The organism is Streptomyces sp. NPDC027189 (assembly GCF_055566975.1).
On record NZ_JBVHRI010000002.1, the window covers coordinates 726,628 to 744,381 of the forward strand.

At 71.2% G+C, this 17,754-nt stretch carries 12 protein-coding genes; 10 read left to right on the top strand and 2 right to left on the bottom strand.

What is annotated here, in order from left to right:
• Positions 1-92 precede the first annotated feature (92 nt).
• From ACZ4RZ_RS07720 to ACZ4RZ_RS07730, 3 genes are all read left to right on the top strand, one after another.
• Positions 93-2,945 carry a DEAD/DEAH box helicase gene (locus ACZ4RZ_RS07720; protein ID WP_467743021.1) on the top strand — a complete coding sequence of 951 codons (2,853 nt, stop codon included), beginning with the start codon at positions 93-95 and terminating at the stop codon, positions 2,943-2,945.
• The gene (locus tag ACZ4RZ_RS07725; RefSeq protein WP_467743023.1) at positions 2,942-4,204 is read left to right on the top strand and encodes an SWF or SNF family helicase; all 1,263 of its coding nucleotides are present in this window, start codon (positions 2,942-2,944) and stop codon (positions 4,202-4,204) included. The genes ACZ4RZ_RS07720 and ACZ4RZ_RS07725 overlap by 4 nt, the downstream gene beginning before the upstream one ends.
• Positions 4,205-4,292: 88 nt before the next feature.
• The gene (locus ACZ4RZ_RS07730) at positions 4,293-5,636 is read left to right on the top strand and encodes an esterase-like activity of phytase family protein (protein ID WP_467743025.1); all 1,344 of its coding nucleotides are present in this window, start codon (positions 4,293-4,295) and stop codon (positions 5,634-5,636) included.
• 65 nt (positions 5,637-5,701) lie between these two features.
• On the opposite strand, the gene ACZ4RZ_RS07735 is transcribed toward ACZ4RZ_RS07730, so the two are convergent.
• Both ACZ4RZ_RS07735 and xylA read right to left on the bottom strand, forming a co-directional pair.
• On the bottom strand, positions 5,702-6,307 hold the full coding sequence (locus tag ACZ4RZ_RS07735) for a hypothetical protein (RefSeq protein WP_467743027.1): 606 nt from the start codon (positions 6,305-6,307) through the stop codon (positions 5,702-5,704).
• A 555-nt stretch (positions 6,308-6,862) separates the two neighbouring features.
• Positions 6,863-8,029, bottom strand: coding sequence for a xylose isomerase (gene xylA, locus ACZ4RZ_RS07740; protein WP_467743029.1), 1,167 nt, complete (start codon positions 8,027-8,029; stop codon positions 6,863-6,865).
• Between the two features lie 163 nt (positions 8,030-8,192).
• Between xylA and xylB the strand changes: the two genes are divergently transcribed.
• From xylB to exaC, 7 genes are all read left to right on the top strand, one after another.
• Positions 8,193-9,638 carry a xylulokinase gene (gene xylB, locus ACZ4RZ_RS07745; protein WP_467743031.1) on the top strand — a complete coding sequence of 482 codons (1,446 nt, stop codon included), beginning with the start codon at positions 8,193-8,195 and terminating at the stop codon, positions 9,636-9,638.
• A 56-nt stretch (positions 9,639-9,694) separates the two neighbouring features.
• A complete protein-coding gene (locus ACZ4RZ_RS07750) occupies positions 9,695-10,903 on the top strand; it encodes an ROK family protein (RefSeq protein ID WP_467743033.1) in 1,209 nt (402 codons plus the stop codon).
• A gap of 239 nt (positions 10,904-11,142) precedes the next feature.
• Complete coding sequence (locus ACZ4RZ_RS07755) at positions 11,143-12,627, top strand: APC family permease (protein ID WP_467743035.1); 1,485 nt, start codon at positions 11,143-11,145, stop codon at positions 12,625-12,627.
• Positions 12,624-13,637 (top strand): acetamidase/formamidase family protein, encoded by a 1,014-nt coding sequence (locus tag ACZ4RZ_RS07760; RefSeq protein WP_467743037.1) that lies wholly within the window; start codon positions 12,624-12,626, stop codon positions 13,635-13,637. The genes ACZ4RZ_RS07755 and ACZ4RZ_RS07760 overlap by 4 nt, the downstream gene beginning before the upstream one ends.
• Positions 13,638-13,694: 57 nt before the next feature.
• Entirely contained in the window at positions 13,695-14,294 is a 600-nt protein-coding gene (locus ACZ4RZ_RS07765; protein WP_467743039.1) for an N-acetylmuramoyl-L-alanine amidase, read from the top strand.
• Positions 14,295-14,449: 155 nt separating this feature from the next.
• Positions 14,450-15,775, top strand: a complete 1,326-nt coding sequence (locus tag ACZ4RZ_RS07770; protein WP_467743041.1) for a winged helix-turn-helix domain-containing protein — start codon at positions 14,450-14,452, stop codon at positions 15,773-15,775.
• Between the two features lie 241 nt (positions 15,776-16,016).
• Positions 16,017-17,540 (top strand): acetaldehyde dehydrogenase ExaC, encoded by a 1,524-nt coding sequence (gene exaC, locus ACZ4RZ_RS07775; RefSeq protein ID WP_467743043.1) that lies wholly within the window; start codon positions 16,017-16,019, stop codon positions 17,538-17,540.
• The last annotated feature ends 214 nt before the right edge of the window (positions 17,541-17,754 follow it).

Below are 17,754 nucleotides of genomic sequence, written 5' to 3' on the forward strand. Positions count from 1 at the left end.
GTCACGGCCGACCGTGCCCGCCTGCCCTCCGGAGTGCTGTACCCTCGGCGACCCGGCCCCCAGTAGTCAAATTTGAGGAATACGCCATCGCTGTGCAGAGGATTCCCGCGGCAACCCCCGCCGAGATCTCCGAACTGGCCCGCTGCCGTGCCGTGTTCGTGCCCGCCGTGCCCTCCCGTACCGGCCGCGTTGCGTTCTGGCGCCCCGAAGGCGGCTCCCCTCCCCAGGTGGCGTCCGGCTCCGCCGAGGAGCTGACCGTCGTGCTGCCCGCGGACGAGGGCGTCGAACTCGTGACCGTGCCCGCCGTGCTGCTTCCGGTACGGGCCGCTCTGCCGGTCCTCACGCGCGCGCGTGCCGTCGCACAGGTTCAGCGGGCGACCGCGTTCTGGGGCACGGCCGCCGTGCTCGCCCTCCAGTTCGCCGCGCGGGGACTGCTGCTGCCGGGGCTGTCGGCCGGCGACCACGACGCATGGCGGGCGGGTCCGCTGCGCGCGGAGGATCTGGAGCGGATCCGTGGGCTGGCGGCCGCGATGCCGCCCCACGCGCACGCGGTGCCGGTGGACGGCGCCGAACCGCTGAGGCTGCCGGAGCCCGAGCGGTTGCTGCGCGGCTTCCTGGACGCGGTCGCCGACGCGCTGCCCCGCTCGCCCGCGGCGGCGCTCGCGGCGGGCGGTCCGGCCTTCGCGGCGCCGGAGCCCCAGCACATGCCCGAGCAGCGCGCCTGGGCCGCAGATGTCGGCGCGGTGCATGACGCGGACGTACGGATCTCCCTGCGCGTCGAGGTGCCGGGGCTGGCGTCGGCGGTGTCGGACGAGACGCGGCTGCCGTTCCGCGCGGTGCTGCAACTGCACAGCGTGAGCGATCCGGCCCTCGTCGCGGATGCCTCCGCCGTCTGGGCCGGATCCACCGGCTTCGGCTCACGCGCGCGGATGGACGCCTTGCTGGCGCTGCGCCGCGCGGCCCGGGCCTGGGCTCCGCTGACTCCCCTGCTCTCGGAAGCCGTGCCGGACGCCGTCGAGCTCGCCGACGAGGAGGTGGCCGAGCTCCTCGGCGAAGGCGCGCGCACGCTGGCGTTGGCCGGTGTCGACGTGCACTGGCCGAGGGAGCTGGCGCGGAAGCTGACGACCCGGGCGGTCATCGGCCCGCCTGACGAAGGAGACGGTCCGGGCAGGGTCTCCCCGGATTCACCCTCGTTCCTGTCCGCCGACGCGCTCCTCGCCTTCAACTGGTGGTTCGCGCTGGGCGACCAGCAGCTCACCCGTCAGGAGCTGGACCAGCTGGCCGAGGCGAACCGGCCCATGGTGCGGCTGCGCGACCAATGGGTCCTCGTCGATCCGCGCGAGGTGCGCCGTGCCCAGGCGCAGCAGGACCGCAAGGTCACGCCCATCGACGCGCTGAGCGCCGCTCTGACGGGCTCCACGGAGGTCGACGGCCGCCGGGTCGAGGTACGTCCCACCGGATGGCTGGCGACCCTGCGGGAGCGGCTGACGGACCCGGAGGGACAGGAGCCGGTCCGGCAGCCCGCGGCGCTCCACGCGACGCTGCGGGACTACCAGGCGCGGGGCCTCAACTGGCTGGCCCGGATGACCTCTTTGGGACTGGGCGGGTGTCTGGCCGACGACATGGGCCTGGGCAAGACGATCACGCTGATCGCCCTGCATCTGCACCGGCAGACGGACGAGTCCGCCGCGGGCCCCACCCTCGTCGTCTGCCCGGCCTCCCTGATGGGCAACTGGCATCGCGAGATCGAGAAGTTCGCTCCCGGCGCCCCCGTACGCCGCTTCCACGGCTCTCGGCGCAGCCTGGAGGGCCTGGCCGACGGCGAGTTCGTGCTCACGACGTACGGCACGATGCGGCTCGACGCACCGCGGCTCGACGAGGTGGCGTGGGGCATGGTGGTCGCGGACGAGGCCCAGCATGTGAAGAACCCCTATTCGGCGACGGCGCGAGCGCTGCGCACCATCGGCGCACGCGCGCGCGTGGCGCTCACCGGCACCCCGGTGGAGAACAACCTCTCGGAGCTGTGGGCGATCCTCGACTGGACGACACCAGGTCTGCTCGGCGGTCTCGGCACCTTCCGCACGCGCTACGCGCAAGCCGTCGAGGGCGGCCAGGATCCCGCGGCGGCCGAGCGGCTCGCCCAGCTCGTACAACCCTTCCTGCTGCGCCGCCGCAAGTCGGACCCGGGCATCGCGCCCGAGCTGCCGCCGAAGACGGAGACCGACCGTGCCGTGGCGCTCACCACGGAGCAGGCGGGACTGTACGAGGCCATGGTGCGCGAGACTCTTGCGGAGATCTCGGGCGCGGACAGCATGGCGCGGCGCGGTCTGATCGTGAAACTGCTGACCGGGCTGAAGCAGATCTGCAACCACCCGGCCCAGTTCCTCAAGGAGGACCGGCCGAAGATCCCGGGCAGGTCCGGGAAGCTGGAGCTGCTGGACGAACTGCTCGACACCATCCTCTCCGAGGGAGCGAGCGTTCTGGTCTTCACGCAGTACGTGCGCATGGCTCGCCTCATCGAGCGTCACCTGGCGGCGCGCGGCGTGTCGACGCAGTTCCTGCACGGAGGGACGCCCATCAACGAGCGCGAGGCGATGGTGCAGCGCTTCCAGGAGGGCGAAATCCCCGTCTTCCTGCTGTCGTTGAAGGCCGCGGGCACGGGACTGAACCTGACACGGGCCGAACACGTCGTGCACTACGACCGCTGGTGGAACCCGGCCGTCGAGGCACAGGCCACGGACCGCGCGTACCGCATCGGACAGAGCCGGCCCGTCCAGGTGCACCGGCTCATCGCCGAGGGAACCATCGAGGACCGTATCGCCGACATGCTGCGGCGCAAGCAGCAGTTGGCCGACGCCGTCCTGGGCGCCGGTGAGGCAGCGCTCACGGAGCTGACCGACGCGGAACTGGCCGACCTGGTGGAGCTGCGAGGAGGCGCACGATGACGGATCGCGACAAGGAGCGTACGTTCGCCGCGCTGCCGCCCGCGCACGGGCGAGGTTTCGCGCAGACGTGGTGGGGCCGGGCCTGGCTGAAGGCCCTGGAGGACGCGGCGTTGGACTCGGAGCAGGTGAAGACGGGCCGCAGGCTCGCGCGCGCCGGGGCGGTGGGTGCCGTGTCGGTGCGTCCGGGGCGCATCACGGCCGTCGTCCAGGACCGCGACCGCACCGCACATCGCGCGGATGTCCTGCTTCAGGAGCTGTCCGAGGAGCAGTGGGACCGCTTCCTGGACATGGCCGCCGAGCGCGCGGGGCACATCGCGGCGCTGCTCGACCGCGACATGCCTCCGCATCTGGTCGAGGACGCGGCGGCCGCCGGAGTCGAACTCCTGCCGGGACTCGGCGATCTGGAGGCGAGGTGCGACTGCGGCGCCTGGGACCACTGTGGGCACACGGCCGCGCTCTGCTACCAGGTGGCGCGGTTGCTGGACGAGGATCCGTTCGTACTGCTGTTGATGCGGGGGCGCGGCGAACGCCGCGTGCTGGACGAGCTGCAGGAGCGCACCAGCGCGCCCGTGCGGGAGTCGCCGGTCACCGGCCGGGAAGGGGTGGACGCCGCCGAGGCGTACGCCGCCGGGTACATCCTGCCGCCGCTGCCGGCTCTTCCGGAACTGCCAGGCGAGCCCGGGCAGCCGCCCTCCCTTGACTTGGAGACCATGCCCGCCCCAGGAGTTGACCCGACCGGCGTGGAGTTCCTCGCGGCCGCCGCCGCGGGCGAGGCGTACCGGCTGCTGGCCGAGGCACGGGGTTCCGGACACGGACAGCGTGCGGTCGAGGCCGAGTTGACACTTGGCCAGGACGCGGTCCGGCTGGCCGCGGGCGCCCCGGAGAAGGCGATCAGTCAGCGCCTCGCCGAAGGTTCTGGACGCGATCGCGAGCAGCTGCAACTCGCCATACGCGCCTGGCGGTACGGGGGTGTGGCCGCGCTGTCCGTCCTCGAGGACGAGTGGGCCGTGGAGGCGGAATCGCTGGCACGCGCGCGTGCGGCGCTGGAGTCCGCCTGGGACGAGGACGAGCGGCCGCGGCTCCGCGCCGCGCGCAATCGCTGGACGGCGGTCGGCGCGTCCGCTCAGCTGCGTCTGGGGCGCGACGGCCGGTGGTGGCCGTATCGCAAGGAGCGGGGCCGCTGGGCCCCGGCCGGACCGGCGGCAAAGGATCCGGCAACGGCGCTCGCCACGGCGGAAGGAAACCCGATGAGTGGTTGACGCCCGGAATTCACCTCCACGTCGCGCGACGTTCGATGCCGGAGCCAACTCTGGCCGCTGTCAACGAACTTGTGCCCCAGGAGGCCCGATGTCCCCGCATGCTGTCGGCCGGCGCCGCGTCCACCGATCCGTCGCCGCGGGTGTGCCGCTCGCCGTGCTGGCCGCCTTCGTGGTGTCCGGCACGGCGAGCGCCGCGGGCGACCCGTCGCAGCAGCGGGTGACCCGCACCGCGACGGTCGGCGACATCCCTCTGGGCGTGTTCAGCAACGCGCTGCTGCCCGGGACGGTGGCCGACGACCGGGGCGTGGACCTCGGGGGAATCGGCAGTGACATCTATCCGGCCGGGCGCATGGGCGAGTTCTGGACGGTCACCGACCGCGGGCCCAATGGCCAGATCAAGGTGGACGGCAAGAAGCGGCGGACGTTCCCGGTGCCCGGCTTCGACCCGGCGATCGTGAAGATCAGGGTGTCCGGTGACACGGTGAAGGTGCTCGACGCGATTCCGATCACCACGTCCTCCGGGAAGCCCGTCAGCGGACTGCCCAACCAGGCGGGGCGCGACGAAGCGCCGTACTCCTATGACGCGCAGACCCCGCTCGCGTACGACGCGAACGGTGTGGACACCGAAGGCATCGTGCGGGCCGAGGACGGCACCTTCTGGCTCGTCGACGAGTACGGCCCTTCGCTGATCCATGTCTCCGCGCGCGGGAAGGTGCTCACGCGCTACGTACCCAAGGGGCTGAACCTGACGGGCACGGACTACCCGGTGGTCGAGACGCTGCCGGCCATCCTGCTGCACCGGAAGATCAACCGTGGTTTCGAAGGGCTCGCCCAGCTCCCGGGCGGCGACCTGGTGATGGCCCTGCAGAGCCCGCTCTCACTGCCGGGCGGCGACACGGGAGACGCCTCGCGCACGACGCGGCTGCTGCGCTTCTCGCCCAAGAAGCGGGCCGTGACAGCCGAGTACGCGTACCGCTTCGACCCGGTGAACGTGGTCGACCCGAGCGAGGACGACACGTCCGAGCTGAAGATCTCCTCCGTGGTGGCCGTCGGCCGTGACCGGTTGCTCGTCGAGGAGCGCACCGACAAGGCCGCCCGCCTGCAGCTGGTGAAGCTCACGCGTGATGCGAACTTCCTCGGCGACGCGTGGGACACCGACACGACATCGCCTTCCTTGGAGCAACTCGACGATCCAGCGGCGGCCGGCGTTCCGGTACTGCGCAAGCGCCTGGTCGTCGACCTGGGCAGGGTCGAAGGGGTGCCCGGCAAGATCGAGGGCGTCGCGCGCGTGGACCACGACACGCTCGCCCTCATCAACGACAACGACTTCGGGATGACCGACGGGGCGGGCGCGTTCGACGCGCAGGACCGGCTGGTGGACAGCGGGATCGAGACGACGGTCACCTACGTGCGGCTGCCGCACGGGATCTGACCTCGGGGACTCTTCGTACAGCACGCGCGCGTGGGCGGTGAACGGCGGCCACGCGCGCGTGGCGTTCACTGCAGTGGCTTGGTCAGCTTGTGGGTGCCCTTGCCGATGTCCGCCGCCAGGCTGCAGGCGACGTTGTCGATGCCGATCTTGTAGCCGCTGGAGTCCGGATACTGCACCAGGGTGCCGCGCACGGTGCCCGCGGGCTGCCTGGCCGCCTTGCGTTCCAGTGTCGATTCGCACAGCGCCGAGGCGGCCTTCTTGAGGGCGGCGTCGGTCGAGTAACTGCCGTTGAGTTCGGTCACCTTCACGACTTCGGCGTCGTGCGGCCTGCTGCACGAGCGCTTGGCAGCCTGCCCGGGCAGGCTGTCGAACGTGTCGAAACAGTCGCCCTTCTTCAGCATGTAGTACGGCACTTCGTCGTTCGCGAGGGTCGGGAAGAGCGATTCGAGGTCGCTCGGTACGTCTCCGCTGGGCACCTCCGAGGGCAGTGTCGGCACGACGCTGGGCACCTCTGAAGGCAGGGACGGCAGTTCGGACGGGATGCTCAGCGAGGGGCTGGGTGAGTGACGCGTGCTCTCGGTGGGCGACTTCTTGTCCTGTTTGCCGCCACCGCCGAAGGCCACCACGGCCACGGCGACGATGGTTCCTACGGCCACGATCACGGCGAGCACGAGGAACAGGGGGCTGCGGCGCCGCCCTCCACCTCGATGGCCACCGGGCCCACCGGGCGATCCGGGAGGCGGCGGCTGCCAGCCCGCGTCGCCCTGTCCGGGCGGCCAACCACCGCCCTGCGACGGCGGTCCGTAGCCATCAGGAGGGGGACCGTAGCCGCCAGGAGGCGGGCCATAGCCGCCGGGTGGAGGTCCGTAGCCCCCGGACGGAGGGCCAAAGCCACCACCTCCAGGAGGCGGCGTGTCTCCCGGCGGCCGAGGGGGCTGGGGCGGTACGGGCGGCATGGCCATACCGTCAAGAGTCGCCTCGAACCGGTCATGACGCGACCCCTGCGCGGAAGTTGATGCGGACTCATGCCATGGATCGCATGATTCCGGAGCATTCCGCGCGGAGATCCGCAGAAGGAGAACGTGCGGCCCGGACCCGTCGGAAGGCAGGTCCGGGCCTCACGAACCCTCCGGAAGGCAGGACCGGACCTCAAGAACCCGCCGGGCGGCAGGACCGCGCCTCGCGAGCCCGCAAGAAGGCAGGTCCACACACCCCAGGGAACCCGATCAGCTCCGTGCACCCAGCAGGTGGTCCATCGCCAGCTGGTCCAGCCGCTCGAAGGCCATCCCGCGTGCGGCGGCCGCCTCCACGTCGAAGTCCTCGAAGGCCGCGCGGTCGGCGAGCAGCCCCTTCAGACCGTCCGCCGCGGTGGGCTGCGCCAGCTCATCCAGACGCGAGACACGCAGCGCCTCCCGGACCTCGGGGTCGGCGCGGAAGGCCGCGGAACGCTCGCGCAGGATCAGGTAGTTGCGCATGCAGCCGGCCGCCGACGCCCACACTCCATCGAAGTCCTCGGTCCGCGGCGGCTTGAAGTCGAAGTGCTTGGGCCCCTCGTAACCGGCGGTCTCCAGAAGGTCGACCAGCCAGAACGCGGAGCGCAGATCGCCCGCACCAAAGCGCAGATCCTGGTCGTACTTGATGCCGGACTGGCCGTTGAGGTCGATGTGGAAGAGCTTGCCCGCCCACAGCGCCTGCGCGATTCCGTGCGGGAAGTTCAGCCCGGCCATCTGCTCGTGGCCGACCTCGGGGTTGACGCCGTACAGCTCCGGGCGCTCCAGGCGCTCGATGAACGCGAGGGCGTGGCCGACGGTGGGCAGCAGGATGTCGCCGCGCGGCTCGTTCGGCTTCGGCTCGATCGCGAACTTCAGGTCGTAGCCCTGCGAGGTCACATACTCGCCGAGGAGGTCGAAGGCCTCCTTCATGCGGTCGAGGGCCACGCGTACGTCCTTGGCAGCGCCGGACTCGGCGCCCTCCCGGCCGCCCCAGGCGACGTACGTCCGGGCGCCCAGCTCGACCGCCAGGTCGATGTTGCGGATCGTCTTGCGCAGCGCGTAGCGACGCACGTCTCGGTCGTTGGCGGTGAATGCGCCGTCCTTGAAGACGGGGTGCGTGAACAGGTTGGTGGTGGCCATCGGCACCTTCAGACCCGTCGCGTCCAGGGCCTGCCTGAACCGCTTGACGTGCGACTCGCGCTCGCTGTCCGAGGATCCGAAGGGGATCAGGTCGTCGTCGTGGAAGGTCACTCCGTAGGCGCCGAGCTCGGCCAGACGCTGCACCGATTCGACCGGGTCCAGGGCGCGCCGGGTGGCGTCGCCGAACGGATCCCTTCCCTGCCAGCCGACGGTCCACAGGCCGAAGGTGAACCTGTCCTCGGGGGTGGGCTGGTAGTTCATGCCGCGGCTCCTTGCTAGCTCCGACTATTTCGTCATGGCGGTTAACAAATTAGTATGCGGAGGCATCTCTGGGAAGAGACGAAGTGCGAAACCCGGGTCACTCTGGTCCTGGGTACCCCAAAAACAGGCCGATCCCGCGGAGCCGCGGAAGAGGGAGAGCCCGATGTCAGCAGCCGAGGGTCCGCTCGTCGTCGGGGTGGACACATCCACCCAGTCCACCAAGGCCCTGGTCGTCGACGCGTCGACCGGCCAGGTGGTGGCGAGCGGACAGGCGTCGCACACCGTCTCTACCGGGGCGGGCCGCGAGAGCGACCCGCGGCAGTGGTGGGACGCGCTCTGCGAGGCCCTGCACCAGTGCGGGGACGCGGCACACGAGGCCGCAGCGGTGTCGATCGGCGGCCAGCAGCACGGGCTCGTCACGCTCGACGCCCAGGGCGATCCCGTACGCCCTGCCCTGCTGTGGAACGACGTACGCTCGGCGGCGCAGGCGCGTCGGCTCGTCGAGGAGCTGGGCGGCCCGAAGGCCTGGGCCGAACGGACCGGCATTGTGCCCGGCCCGTCGTTCACGGTCACGAAGTGGGCCTGGCTGGCCGAGAACGAGCCGGACGCCGTCCGTGCGACCGCGGCCGTACGACTCCCCCACGACTACCTCACCGAACGTCTCACGGGACAGGGCACGACCGACCGGGGCGATGTCTCGGGTACGGGCTGGTGGGCGTCCGCGACCGAGACGTACGACGAAGAGGTCCTCGCCCATGTCGGCCTCGACCCGGCGCTGCTTCCGCGCATCGTCCGTCCCGGTGAGGTGGCCGGAACTGTGCACGCCGGCCATGAGCTGCCAGTCTCCAGGGGCACACTGGTCGCCGCCGGCACCGGCGACAACGCGGCCGCAGCGCTCGGCCTCGGGCTGCGCCCCGGCATCCCGGTACTGAGCCTCGGCACCTCCGGCACGGTGTACGCCGTCTCGACGCGACGCCCCGCCGACCCGACCGGCACCGTGGCGGGCTTCGCCGACGCGCGTGGCGACTGGCTCCCGCTGGCCTGCACCCTGAACTGCACTCTGGCCATCGACCGTGTGGCCGCACTGCTGGGCCTGGACCGCGAGGCCGTCGAGCCGGGCGCGGGCGTGACGCTGCTCCCCTACCTGGACGGTGAGCGCACGCCGAACCTGCCGCACGCCGCCGGACTGCTGCATGGGCTCCGGCACGACACGACGGGCGGGCAACTGCTCCAGGCGGCGTACGACGGCGCGGTCCACTCGCTGCTGGGCGCCCTCGACCTGGTGCTCGACGAGGACGCCGACAGCTCCGCTCCGCTGCTGCTGATCGGCGGCGGCGCCCGGGGAACGGCCTGGCAGGAGACGGTTCGCCGACTGTCGGGGCGGCCCGTTCAGGTGCCCGAGGCCAAGGAACTGGTCGCGCTGGGAGCCGCGGCGCAGGCCGCGGGTCTGCTGACCGGCGAGGACCCGGCCGCCGTCGCCCGGCGCTGGAACACCGCCCGCGGGCCCGTGCTCGATGCCGTGGAGCGGGACGAGGAGACGCTCACGAGGATCACCGGGGTACTCTCCGACGCGGCCCCGCTGCTGGAGCGCGAGCCGCACCGGAACTGACCGGACACTGACGAGGACCGCCCCGAGGGACCGTCCGGACGAGGACTGACGGAGGCATGACCGCACCGCTGCACGAGGTTCACCCGACCGGTTCCGGCCGTCGGCTGCCCGACACCCAGCAGGGCATGCGTCGCCGCAATCTCTCCCGGGTGATGCACACCGTCAACGCCGAGGGGCCGCTGTCGCGCGCCGCCGTCGCCTCGCGCATCGGCCTGACGCGGGCGGCCGTGTCGACGCTGGTGGACGAGCTGATCCGCTCGGGGCTCCTCGAAGAGCTGGGCCCCGAGCGGCCCGGCCGGGTGGGGCGGCCGGGCTCGGCCCTCGCCGTCAGCGGGCGCGGTCCCGCAGGGATCGGGGCGGAGGTGGGCGTCGACCATCTCGCGGTGTGCGCGGTCGATCTACGCGGTGAGGTACGCGCCCGGGCCGTGCGGCACGGCACGAACCGCGGGCGGCCGCCCGGGCCGGTGATCCAGGAACTGACGTCGCTGATACGTCAGGTGATCGCCGAGGCGGAGCGGGAGGGGCTGTGGCCCGTGGGCCTCGCGGTCGCCGTGCCCGGTCTGGTGGCCCGCGACGCCCGAACCGTGGTCCGCGCCCCCAACCTCGACTGGCACGACACGGACCTCGGCACGCTGCTGCCGGGGGGGCTGCCGCTGACCGTGGACAACGAGGCCAACTTCGGCGGTCTCGCGGAACTCTGGCTCGGCGAGGCGACTCCGCGAGACTTTCTGCATGTGTCGGCAGAGATCGGCATCGGCGCGGCGGTGCTCGTGGACGGTCGGCTGCTGCGCGGAACGCGCGGCTTCGCGGGCGAGTTGGGGCATGTGCCGATCCGCCCCGAAGGGCCGGAGTGCCCGTGCGGTGGACGCGGGTGCCTTGAACAGTACGCGGGTGAGGAGGCCGTCCTGCGCTCGGCCGGTCTGGAGCCGGGCGAGGACCGGGTCGGGCTGCTCGCCGAGCGCGCCGCGCAGGGCGACACGGAGGTAAGGCGTGCCCTGCGCGAGGCCGGAACAGCGCTCGGCATCGCGCTGACCGGGGCGGTCAATCTGCTGGACCCGGAGACTGTCGTGCTGGGGGGAGCGCTGTCCGGTCTCGCGCCTTGGCTGCTGCCGTCGCTCGAAGGCGAGTTGGCGCGGCGCACGGCGGGTCCGGCGTGTGCCGTGTCCGTCTCGCGGCTGGGTCCCGAGGGTCCGCTGCTGGGCGCGGCACACTCGGTGGTACGGGCAGTGCTCGACGATCCGGCCGGGGTGGCGGCCCGGGCTTAGCGGGCGGGCGAGCGCGGCGGGGCAGGCGGGCGGAACGGACGGCGTACCTCGAGAGGCACGAGACGCCCCGCCTGACGCCAATTCCCTCCTTCGGGTGGCCGAGTTGTCCACAGTCCCGGGCCTGTCCACCGACTCACGCCTCGCTCTTCCTGCCCAACCGGCAAGCGCCGTACCGTAATTCACGCGAGGCGCAGCCGTCGGACGGATGGCTGCGTGTCCGGGCGAATCGGGGGGTTCACATGTCGGGGGAGACAGCTCCAGGACTGCGGCGTGAGGCGATCGGGCTGCGAGAGGTGCTGTTCCAGAGCATCACGGCCATGGCGCCGGCCGCGGCGGTCGCCGCGTCCATTCCGTCGGGCGCGGCCTTCGCGGGCGGCAGTCTGCCACTGTCCGTGCTCATCGCTCTGGTGGCGTGCCTGTTCACCGCGTCGTGCGTGGCCGAGTTGGCTCGGCAGTTGCCCGCCGCGGGATCGGTGGCCACGTACGCGGCACAGGGGCTCCACCCGGCCGTCGGATTCCTGGTGGGCTGGGGCTATGTGTTCGTCGAGGCGCTGGTGCCGCCGCTGCTGCTCCTGCAACTCGGGTTCACCACGGCGGGCACGCTGCACCAGGACTGGTCCTCGTATCCGGACGACCTGTGGTGGCCCTGGTCGCTCGCGGGCGCGGCGGTGATCGCGGTGGCCGGGTACTTCGGAGTGCGCGCCTCGGCCCGTTTCGGAACCGTCCTCGGAGTGTTCGAGGTGCTGGTCTTCGTGGTCTTCGCGGTGTGGCTGATCGTCAAGGCGGGCGGTGACAACACCTTGTCGGTGTTCGGCACGTCGCACACGGCCGAGGGATACCAAGGCATCAGCGGCGTGTTCGCGGGATCGGTGTACACCGTGCTCGCCTTCGCCGGGTTCGAGGCGGCGGCACCGCTCGCGGAGGAGACCAAGGACCCGCGCCGCACCATGCACCGCGCCGTCCTCGGCGCGGCACTCGCGATCGGCCTCGTCTACGTCCTGACGACCTACGCCATGGCCGTGTACTTCGGGCCCGACCGCTTCGCCGGGTTCGGGGCCTCCGGCGCCGCGTCCTGGGAGGGCGTGGCCCGCGCTTCGTTCGGCCTGTTCTGGGTGCTCGTGTTCCTCGCGGTGGTCAACTCGACGATCGCCAACGCCAACGCCTGCGCCAATGTCTCCACGCGAACTGCCTTCGCCCTGGGGCGGATCCGGGTGTTCCCGCAGCTTTTCGCGCGCGTGCACCCCAGGCACCGCTCCCCCGTCGCCGGAATCGCCGTGCAGTGCGCCGTGGCGCTCGCGGCCATGCTGGGGCTCGGCTTCTACTACGACCCCGTGACCGCGTTCCTGCTGCTCGCGACAGTGATCGTCACGGTCGTGATCGGCGTGTACATCGTGGTGAACCTCACCTGTGCGGGCTACTTCCTGCGCCGCAGGCGGGAGTTGTTCGAACCGGTGCGGCATCTGCTGTTCCCGCTGCTCGGCATCGTCGCCTTCGTCCCCGCGCTGCTGACCGCGGCGGGCCTGCCGGTCTTCGACTTCGTGTCCGAACTGACCGCCCCCGTGTCGTACGCGGGACCGGTCGTCGGTGTCTGGATGCTGGCGGGGATCGTGGTATTGATCGTCCTGGTGCGCCGCCATCCCGGGCGCATAGCCGAGACCGCCCGTGTCCACCTCGACGAGACCTCCACCCCCGACCCCCGGCAGAGCGGAGCTGTGCAGCCATGAGCGACCCCCGGATCCTGACCGTGCGGCCTTCACCGGGCGAGTACGCGTGGACGTTCGGCGGCGCGCCGCCCGTGGCGCGTATCGCGCCGGGCACGGTCCTTGATCTCTACACCGAGGACTGCTTCGCCGGACGGGTGCGCTCCGAGAAGGACCTGGTGTCCGAGGTGTGCGAGTTTCCGTTCCTCAACCCGCAGACGGGACCCTTCCATGTGGAGGGAGCCGAGCCGGGCGACACCGTGGCGATTCACTTCGTTTCGATCGAACCGGCCCGCGACTGGGCGGCATCGACGACGGTTCCCCTCTTCGGCGCGCTCACGTCCACGCACACCACGGCCACGCTGCAGCCGCCACTGCCGGAGACCGTGTGGATCTGGCAGCTCGACCGGGAGCGGCGCACCGCGCTGTTCAGCGCTCGTGACAGTGACATCCGGATCGAGCTGCCGATGGATCCGATGCACGGAACCGTCGGAGTGGCGCCCGCGAACCTGGAGGTACGCTCCGCGCTGGTGCCCGACGCGCACGGCGGGAACATGGACACTCCGGAGATGCGGGCCGGCGTGACCTGTTACCTCGGAGTGAACGTTGAGGGCGCCCTATTGAGCCTCGGTGACGGACACGCACGGCAGGGCGAGGGCGAGACCTGTGGAGTCGCCGTCGAGTGCGCGATGAACACAGTGGTGATCGTCGAACTGCTCAAGGGAGTGGCCACCCCCTGGCCGCGCATCGAGTCCGACACGCACATCATCTCGACCGGCTCGGCACGCCCGCTGGAGGACGCGTTCCGGATATCCCAGCTCGACCTGGTGCAGTGGCTGGTGCGTGACTACGGATTCAGCGAGTTGGACGCGTACCAGTTCGCGACCCAGGCGGTCGAGTCGCCGCTCGCCAACGTCTGCGACACCAACTACACGTGCGTCGCCAAGCTCCGCAAGGAATGGCTGCCCGCGCGGGAGACACATCGCGGACTGCACGCACAGCTGCGCGAGACGGCCACGGCACTCCGGCACTGAGCGCGCATCCGCTCACCCTCGCTCAATGACCCCCCACCGTCGAAAGGCAGACACCCCATGGAACGGGCCAGGTCGTTCCCCAGCCGGCGGCTGCTGCTGAAGGGCGCAGCCCTCGCCGCACTCCCCTACTCGTTACTCCCCGACACCCGGGCCACGGCACAGGCTGCGGACGTCGACTTCCCCGGCGCCGAATGGACGCAGGCGAGCTCGTCCAACTACACGGCGTCCAACCGGCCGACGGCCTATCCGCTCGACTACGTGATCATCCACGTCACGCAGGCGACCTACTCCAACACCCTGTCCATCTTCCAGAATCCGCAGAAGAAGGTGTCCGCCCATTACCTCGTGCGATCGGCCGACGGGCATGTCGCGCAGTGCGTCAGGGAGCACGACATCGCCTGGCACGCGGGGAACTGGGACTACAACACACGCAGCATCGGCATCGAGCACGAGGGCTGGGTGGACCAGCCCGCCTACTTCACCAACGCGCTGTACGAGGAGTCGGCCAAGCTCACCGCCGCGATCTGCGCCACGTACGGCATCCCCAAGGACCGCGCCCACATCATCGGTCACTTCGAGGTACCCGGCACCGACCACACCGATCCCGGGCCGAACTGGGACTGGACGCGCTACATAAGGCTCGTCAACTTCGCCTGACCGACGGGCCCTCGGGGTGTCCGGAAGGCGACGGGTGGTGCGGGCGACGGGTGCGGTGGACGGCCACAACAGCGGCCCGGACGGTCGCACTGCTTGTCGGGGCCCGCACCGGGAGTGACGATGGTCCCAGCCGCATCGCCTGCCGGGAGGCCGAGTTGACCGATCCTTGGGTGGCCCTGGAACCGGGCGCCGATCCCGTCGAGCGGGTGCGGATCCTGCGTCGCGCCCACGAGGCGTTCACCGAGGCGGGCACGGTGCCACGGCCGGTGCGTTCCGTGGTGGCCGACTCGTGGCGGCGTTCGGCGCGGGCGGGCGTCGTGCCGGACGGCACCGCGAGCGTGGAGCTCACGGACGGAGACCTCGGCTCGTACCGGGCGGAACATCCGCTGGCCCGGGTGATGCCACTGTTCCGGGAACTCATGGGAACGTTCGCGGCGGACGGGGAGCACCTCCTCGCGGTGTGCGACGCGCAGGGCAGACTGCTGTGGGTCGAGGGCCATCCGGTGCCGCGGCGGCGGGCGGGGCGGATGAACTTCGTGCCGGGTGCGCGGTGGTCGGAGACGGCGGTCGGTACGAACGCGCCGGGTACGGCAGTGGCCGTCGACCGGCCGGTGCAGGTGTTCGCCGCCGAGCACTTCATCCGCCGTGTCCAGCCCTGGACGTGCGCGGCGGCGCCCGTGCACGATCCGCGCACCGGGCGGGTCCTCGGCGCGGTGGACATCACCGGCGGGGACGGGCTCGCGCATCCGCACAGTCTCGGTTTCGTGCAGGCGGTGGCGCGCGCCGCGGAGTCCCAGTTGGCGTTGCTCGCGCCGCCGAAGGCCATGGCCGACACGATCGAACTGACCGCGCTGGGCCGCGACGAGGCTCAACTGCTCGCGGGCGGGCGGAAGATCAGGCTCAGCCGCAGGCACAGCGAGATCCTGGTGCTGCTGGCCCGGCACCCGGAGGGTCTGACGGGCGACGAGTTGATGTGCGCGCTGTACGAGGACGAGTCGGTGACGCCGGTGACGCTGCGCGCCGAACTGGCACGGCTGCGCCGGGTTCTCGGCCCGGGCCTGCTGGGTTCGCGCCCCTATCGGCTCATGGCGCCGGTCGAGTCCGATGTCGCGGTCGTGGAGCGACGGCTCGGCACCGGCGCGGTCACGGCGGCCGCGGCGGTGTACGCCGGTCCGCTGCTGCCGGGTTCCGCGGCACCGGCGGTGGTGCGGCTGCGGCACCGGCTCGCCGAGGGGCTGCGTACGGCGCTCATCGCCCGCCGCGACCCCGACCTGCTGGCCGACTGGGCCCGCGCGCCGTGGGGCGAGGACGACCTCGACGTATGGCGGGCGCTGGCCGCGGTGCGCCCGACGGCGGCGGTGCGGGCGCGGTTGGACGGGTTGGAGGCCGAGCTGTCGGCGCCCCCGGGCTGGGCGCACCCCGCACCCCACGGACGGACGCGACCGGCACACCACGGGCAGGCGCGCCCGACACCACGCTGACGAACACACCGCAAGCCCAACAGCCACCGGGGCACCCGGCGCCCCCGGCATCGGGCCACCCGGTCACCAGGTCACCGGGTCACCGGGCCACGGGGCCACGGGGCCACCGGGCCACCGGGCCACCGGCGTAACCCCGCAGGCCGATAGCCGGGCACGCAACGTCCTCGCAACGTCCGCGTTCCTAGCCTCGCGGCGAGAGCTGCCCAACGGCGGGCAGCGCTTCTCCGGGAGGCAGACCAGCATGACCCGTTACGCGGCGCCCGGCACCGAGGGCGCGATCGTCTCCTACCAGGCGCGTTACGACCACTTCATCGGCGGCGAGTACGTGCCGCCGGCTCGCGGACAGTACTTCGAGAACCCGAGTCCGGTGCACGGGCAGCCGTTCACGGAGGTCGCGCGGGGCACCGCCGAGGACGTGGAGCGCGCGCTGGACGCGGCGCACGCGGCGGCGCCCGCCTGGGGCCGCACCTCCGTCACCGCGCGCGGTGACATCCTGCTCAAGATCGCCGACCGGATGGAGGCGAACCTGGAGAAGCTGGCGGTCGCCGAGAGCTGGGAGAACGGCAAGCCGGTGCGCGAGACCCTGGCGGCCGACATCCCGCTCGCGATCGACCACTTCCGCTACTTCGCGGGAGCGATCCGCGCACAGGAGGGTTCGCTCGGCGAGGTCGACGACGACACCGTCGCGTACCACTTCCACGAGCCGCTCGGCGTGGTCGCGCAGATCATCCCGTGGAACTTCCCCATTCTGATGGCGGTCTGGAAGCTCGCCCCGGCGCTGGCGGCCGGCAACGCGGTCGTCATCAAGCCCGCCGAGCAGACCCCGGCGTCCATCCACTACTGGATGAGCCTGATCGCGGACCTGCTGCCGCCTGGTGTCGTGAACATCGTCAACGGCTTCGGTGTGGAGGCGGGAAAGCCGCTCGCGTCCAGCCCGCGGGTGGCGAAAGTCGCGTTCACGGGTGAGACCACCACGGGGCGGCTGATCATGCAGTACGCCTCGGAGAACATCAAGCCGGTCACGCTGGAGCTCGGCGGCAAGTCCCCGAACATCTTCTTCGACGACGTCTGGGCCGAGAACGACGACTTCCGCGACAAGGCCCTCGAAGGCTTCACGATGTTCGCGCTCAACCAGGGCGAGGTGTGCACCTGCCCGTCCCGGGCGCTGATCCAACGCGGCCACTATCGCGAATTCCTCGAAGCGGCGGTCGCCCGCACTGAACTCATCAAGCCCGGCCATCCCCTCGACACCGACACGATGATCGGCGCCCAGGCCTCCAACGACCAGCTGGAGAAGATCCTCTCCTACCTGGACATCGGCCGGCAGGAAGGTGCCAAGGTCCTCACCGGCGGTGAACGCATCGAGCATGACGGGGAGTTGAAGGGCGGCTACTACGTCCAGCCGACCATCTTCGAGGGCGACAACCGCATGCGGATCTTCCAGGAGGAGATCTTCGGCCCGGTCGTCTCGGTCACGTCGTTCGACGACTTCGACGACGCCATCAAGGTCGCGAACGACACGCTGTACGGGCTCGGGGCGGGCGTGTGGACGCGGGACATCAACACCGCCTACCGCGCGGGCCGCGCGATCCAAGCCGGCCGCGTCTGGACAAACTGCTACCACGCGTACCCGGCGCACGCGGCGTTCGGAGGCTACAAGCAGTCCGGCATCGGCCGCGAGACCCACAAGATGATGCTGGAGCACTACCAGCAGACGAAGAACCTGCTGGTGTCGTACTCGCCGAAGAAGCTGGGCTTCTTCTAGACGCAGAAAAAGGGCGCCTGACCAGGGAAAATTCCCGTCAGGCGCCCATCTCCGGGTGCACCTAGACCACGAGCCGAAATTCGGCCTTACTCCCGATTCCTCCCACCGGTATCCCACCTCTGGTCCGAAAATAATGGGTGAGGTGCGGGTCGAGCGGGTGCTGTGACGCTGGTGGGTGTCAGGGTGCTTCGATGGAGTCGAAGCGGACGGTGAA

What these genes read in the sequence shown, in the direction of transcription:
- ACZ4RZ_RS07765 (WP_467743039.1), top strand. Translation starts at nt 13,695, where the DNA reads ATGGAACGGGCCAGGTCGTTCCCCAGCCGGCGGCTGCTGCTGAAGGGC.
- ACZ4RZ_RS07750 (WP_467743033.1), top strand. Translation starts at nt 9,695, where the DNA reads ATGACCGCACCGCTGCACGAGGTTCACCCGACCGGTTCCGGCCGTCGG.
- xylB (WP_467743031.1), top strand. Translation starts at nt 8,193, where the DNA reads ATGTCAGCAGCCGAGGGTCCGCTCGTCGTCGGGGTGGACACATCCACC.
- xylA (WP_467743029.1), bottom strand. Translation starts at nt 8,029, where the DNA reads ATGAACTACCAGCCCACCCCCGAGGACAGGTTCACCTTCGGCCTGTGG.
- ACZ4RZ_RS07730 (WP_467743025.1), top strand. Translation starts at nt 4,293, where the DNA reads ATGTCCCCGCATGCTGTCGGCCGGCGCCGCGTCCACCGATCCGTCGCC.
- ACZ4RZ_RS07755 (WP_467743035.1), top strand. Translation starts at nt 11,143, where the DNA reads ATGTCGGGGGAGACAGCTCCAGGACTGCGGCGTGAGGCGATCGGGCTG.
- exaC (WP_467743043.1), top strand. Translation starts at nt 16,017, where the DNA reads ATGACCCGTTACGCGGCGCCCGGCACCGAGGGCGCGATCGTCTCCTAC.
- ACZ4RZ_RS07725 (WP_467743023.1), top strand. Translation starts at nt 2,942, where the DNA reads ATGACGGATCGCGACAAGGAGCGTACGTTCGCCGCGCTGCCGCCCGCG.
- ACZ4RZ_RS07760 (WP_467743037.1), top strand. Translation starts at nt 12,624, where the DNA reads ATGAGCGACCCCCGGATCCTGACCGTGCGGCCTTCACCGGGCGAGTAC.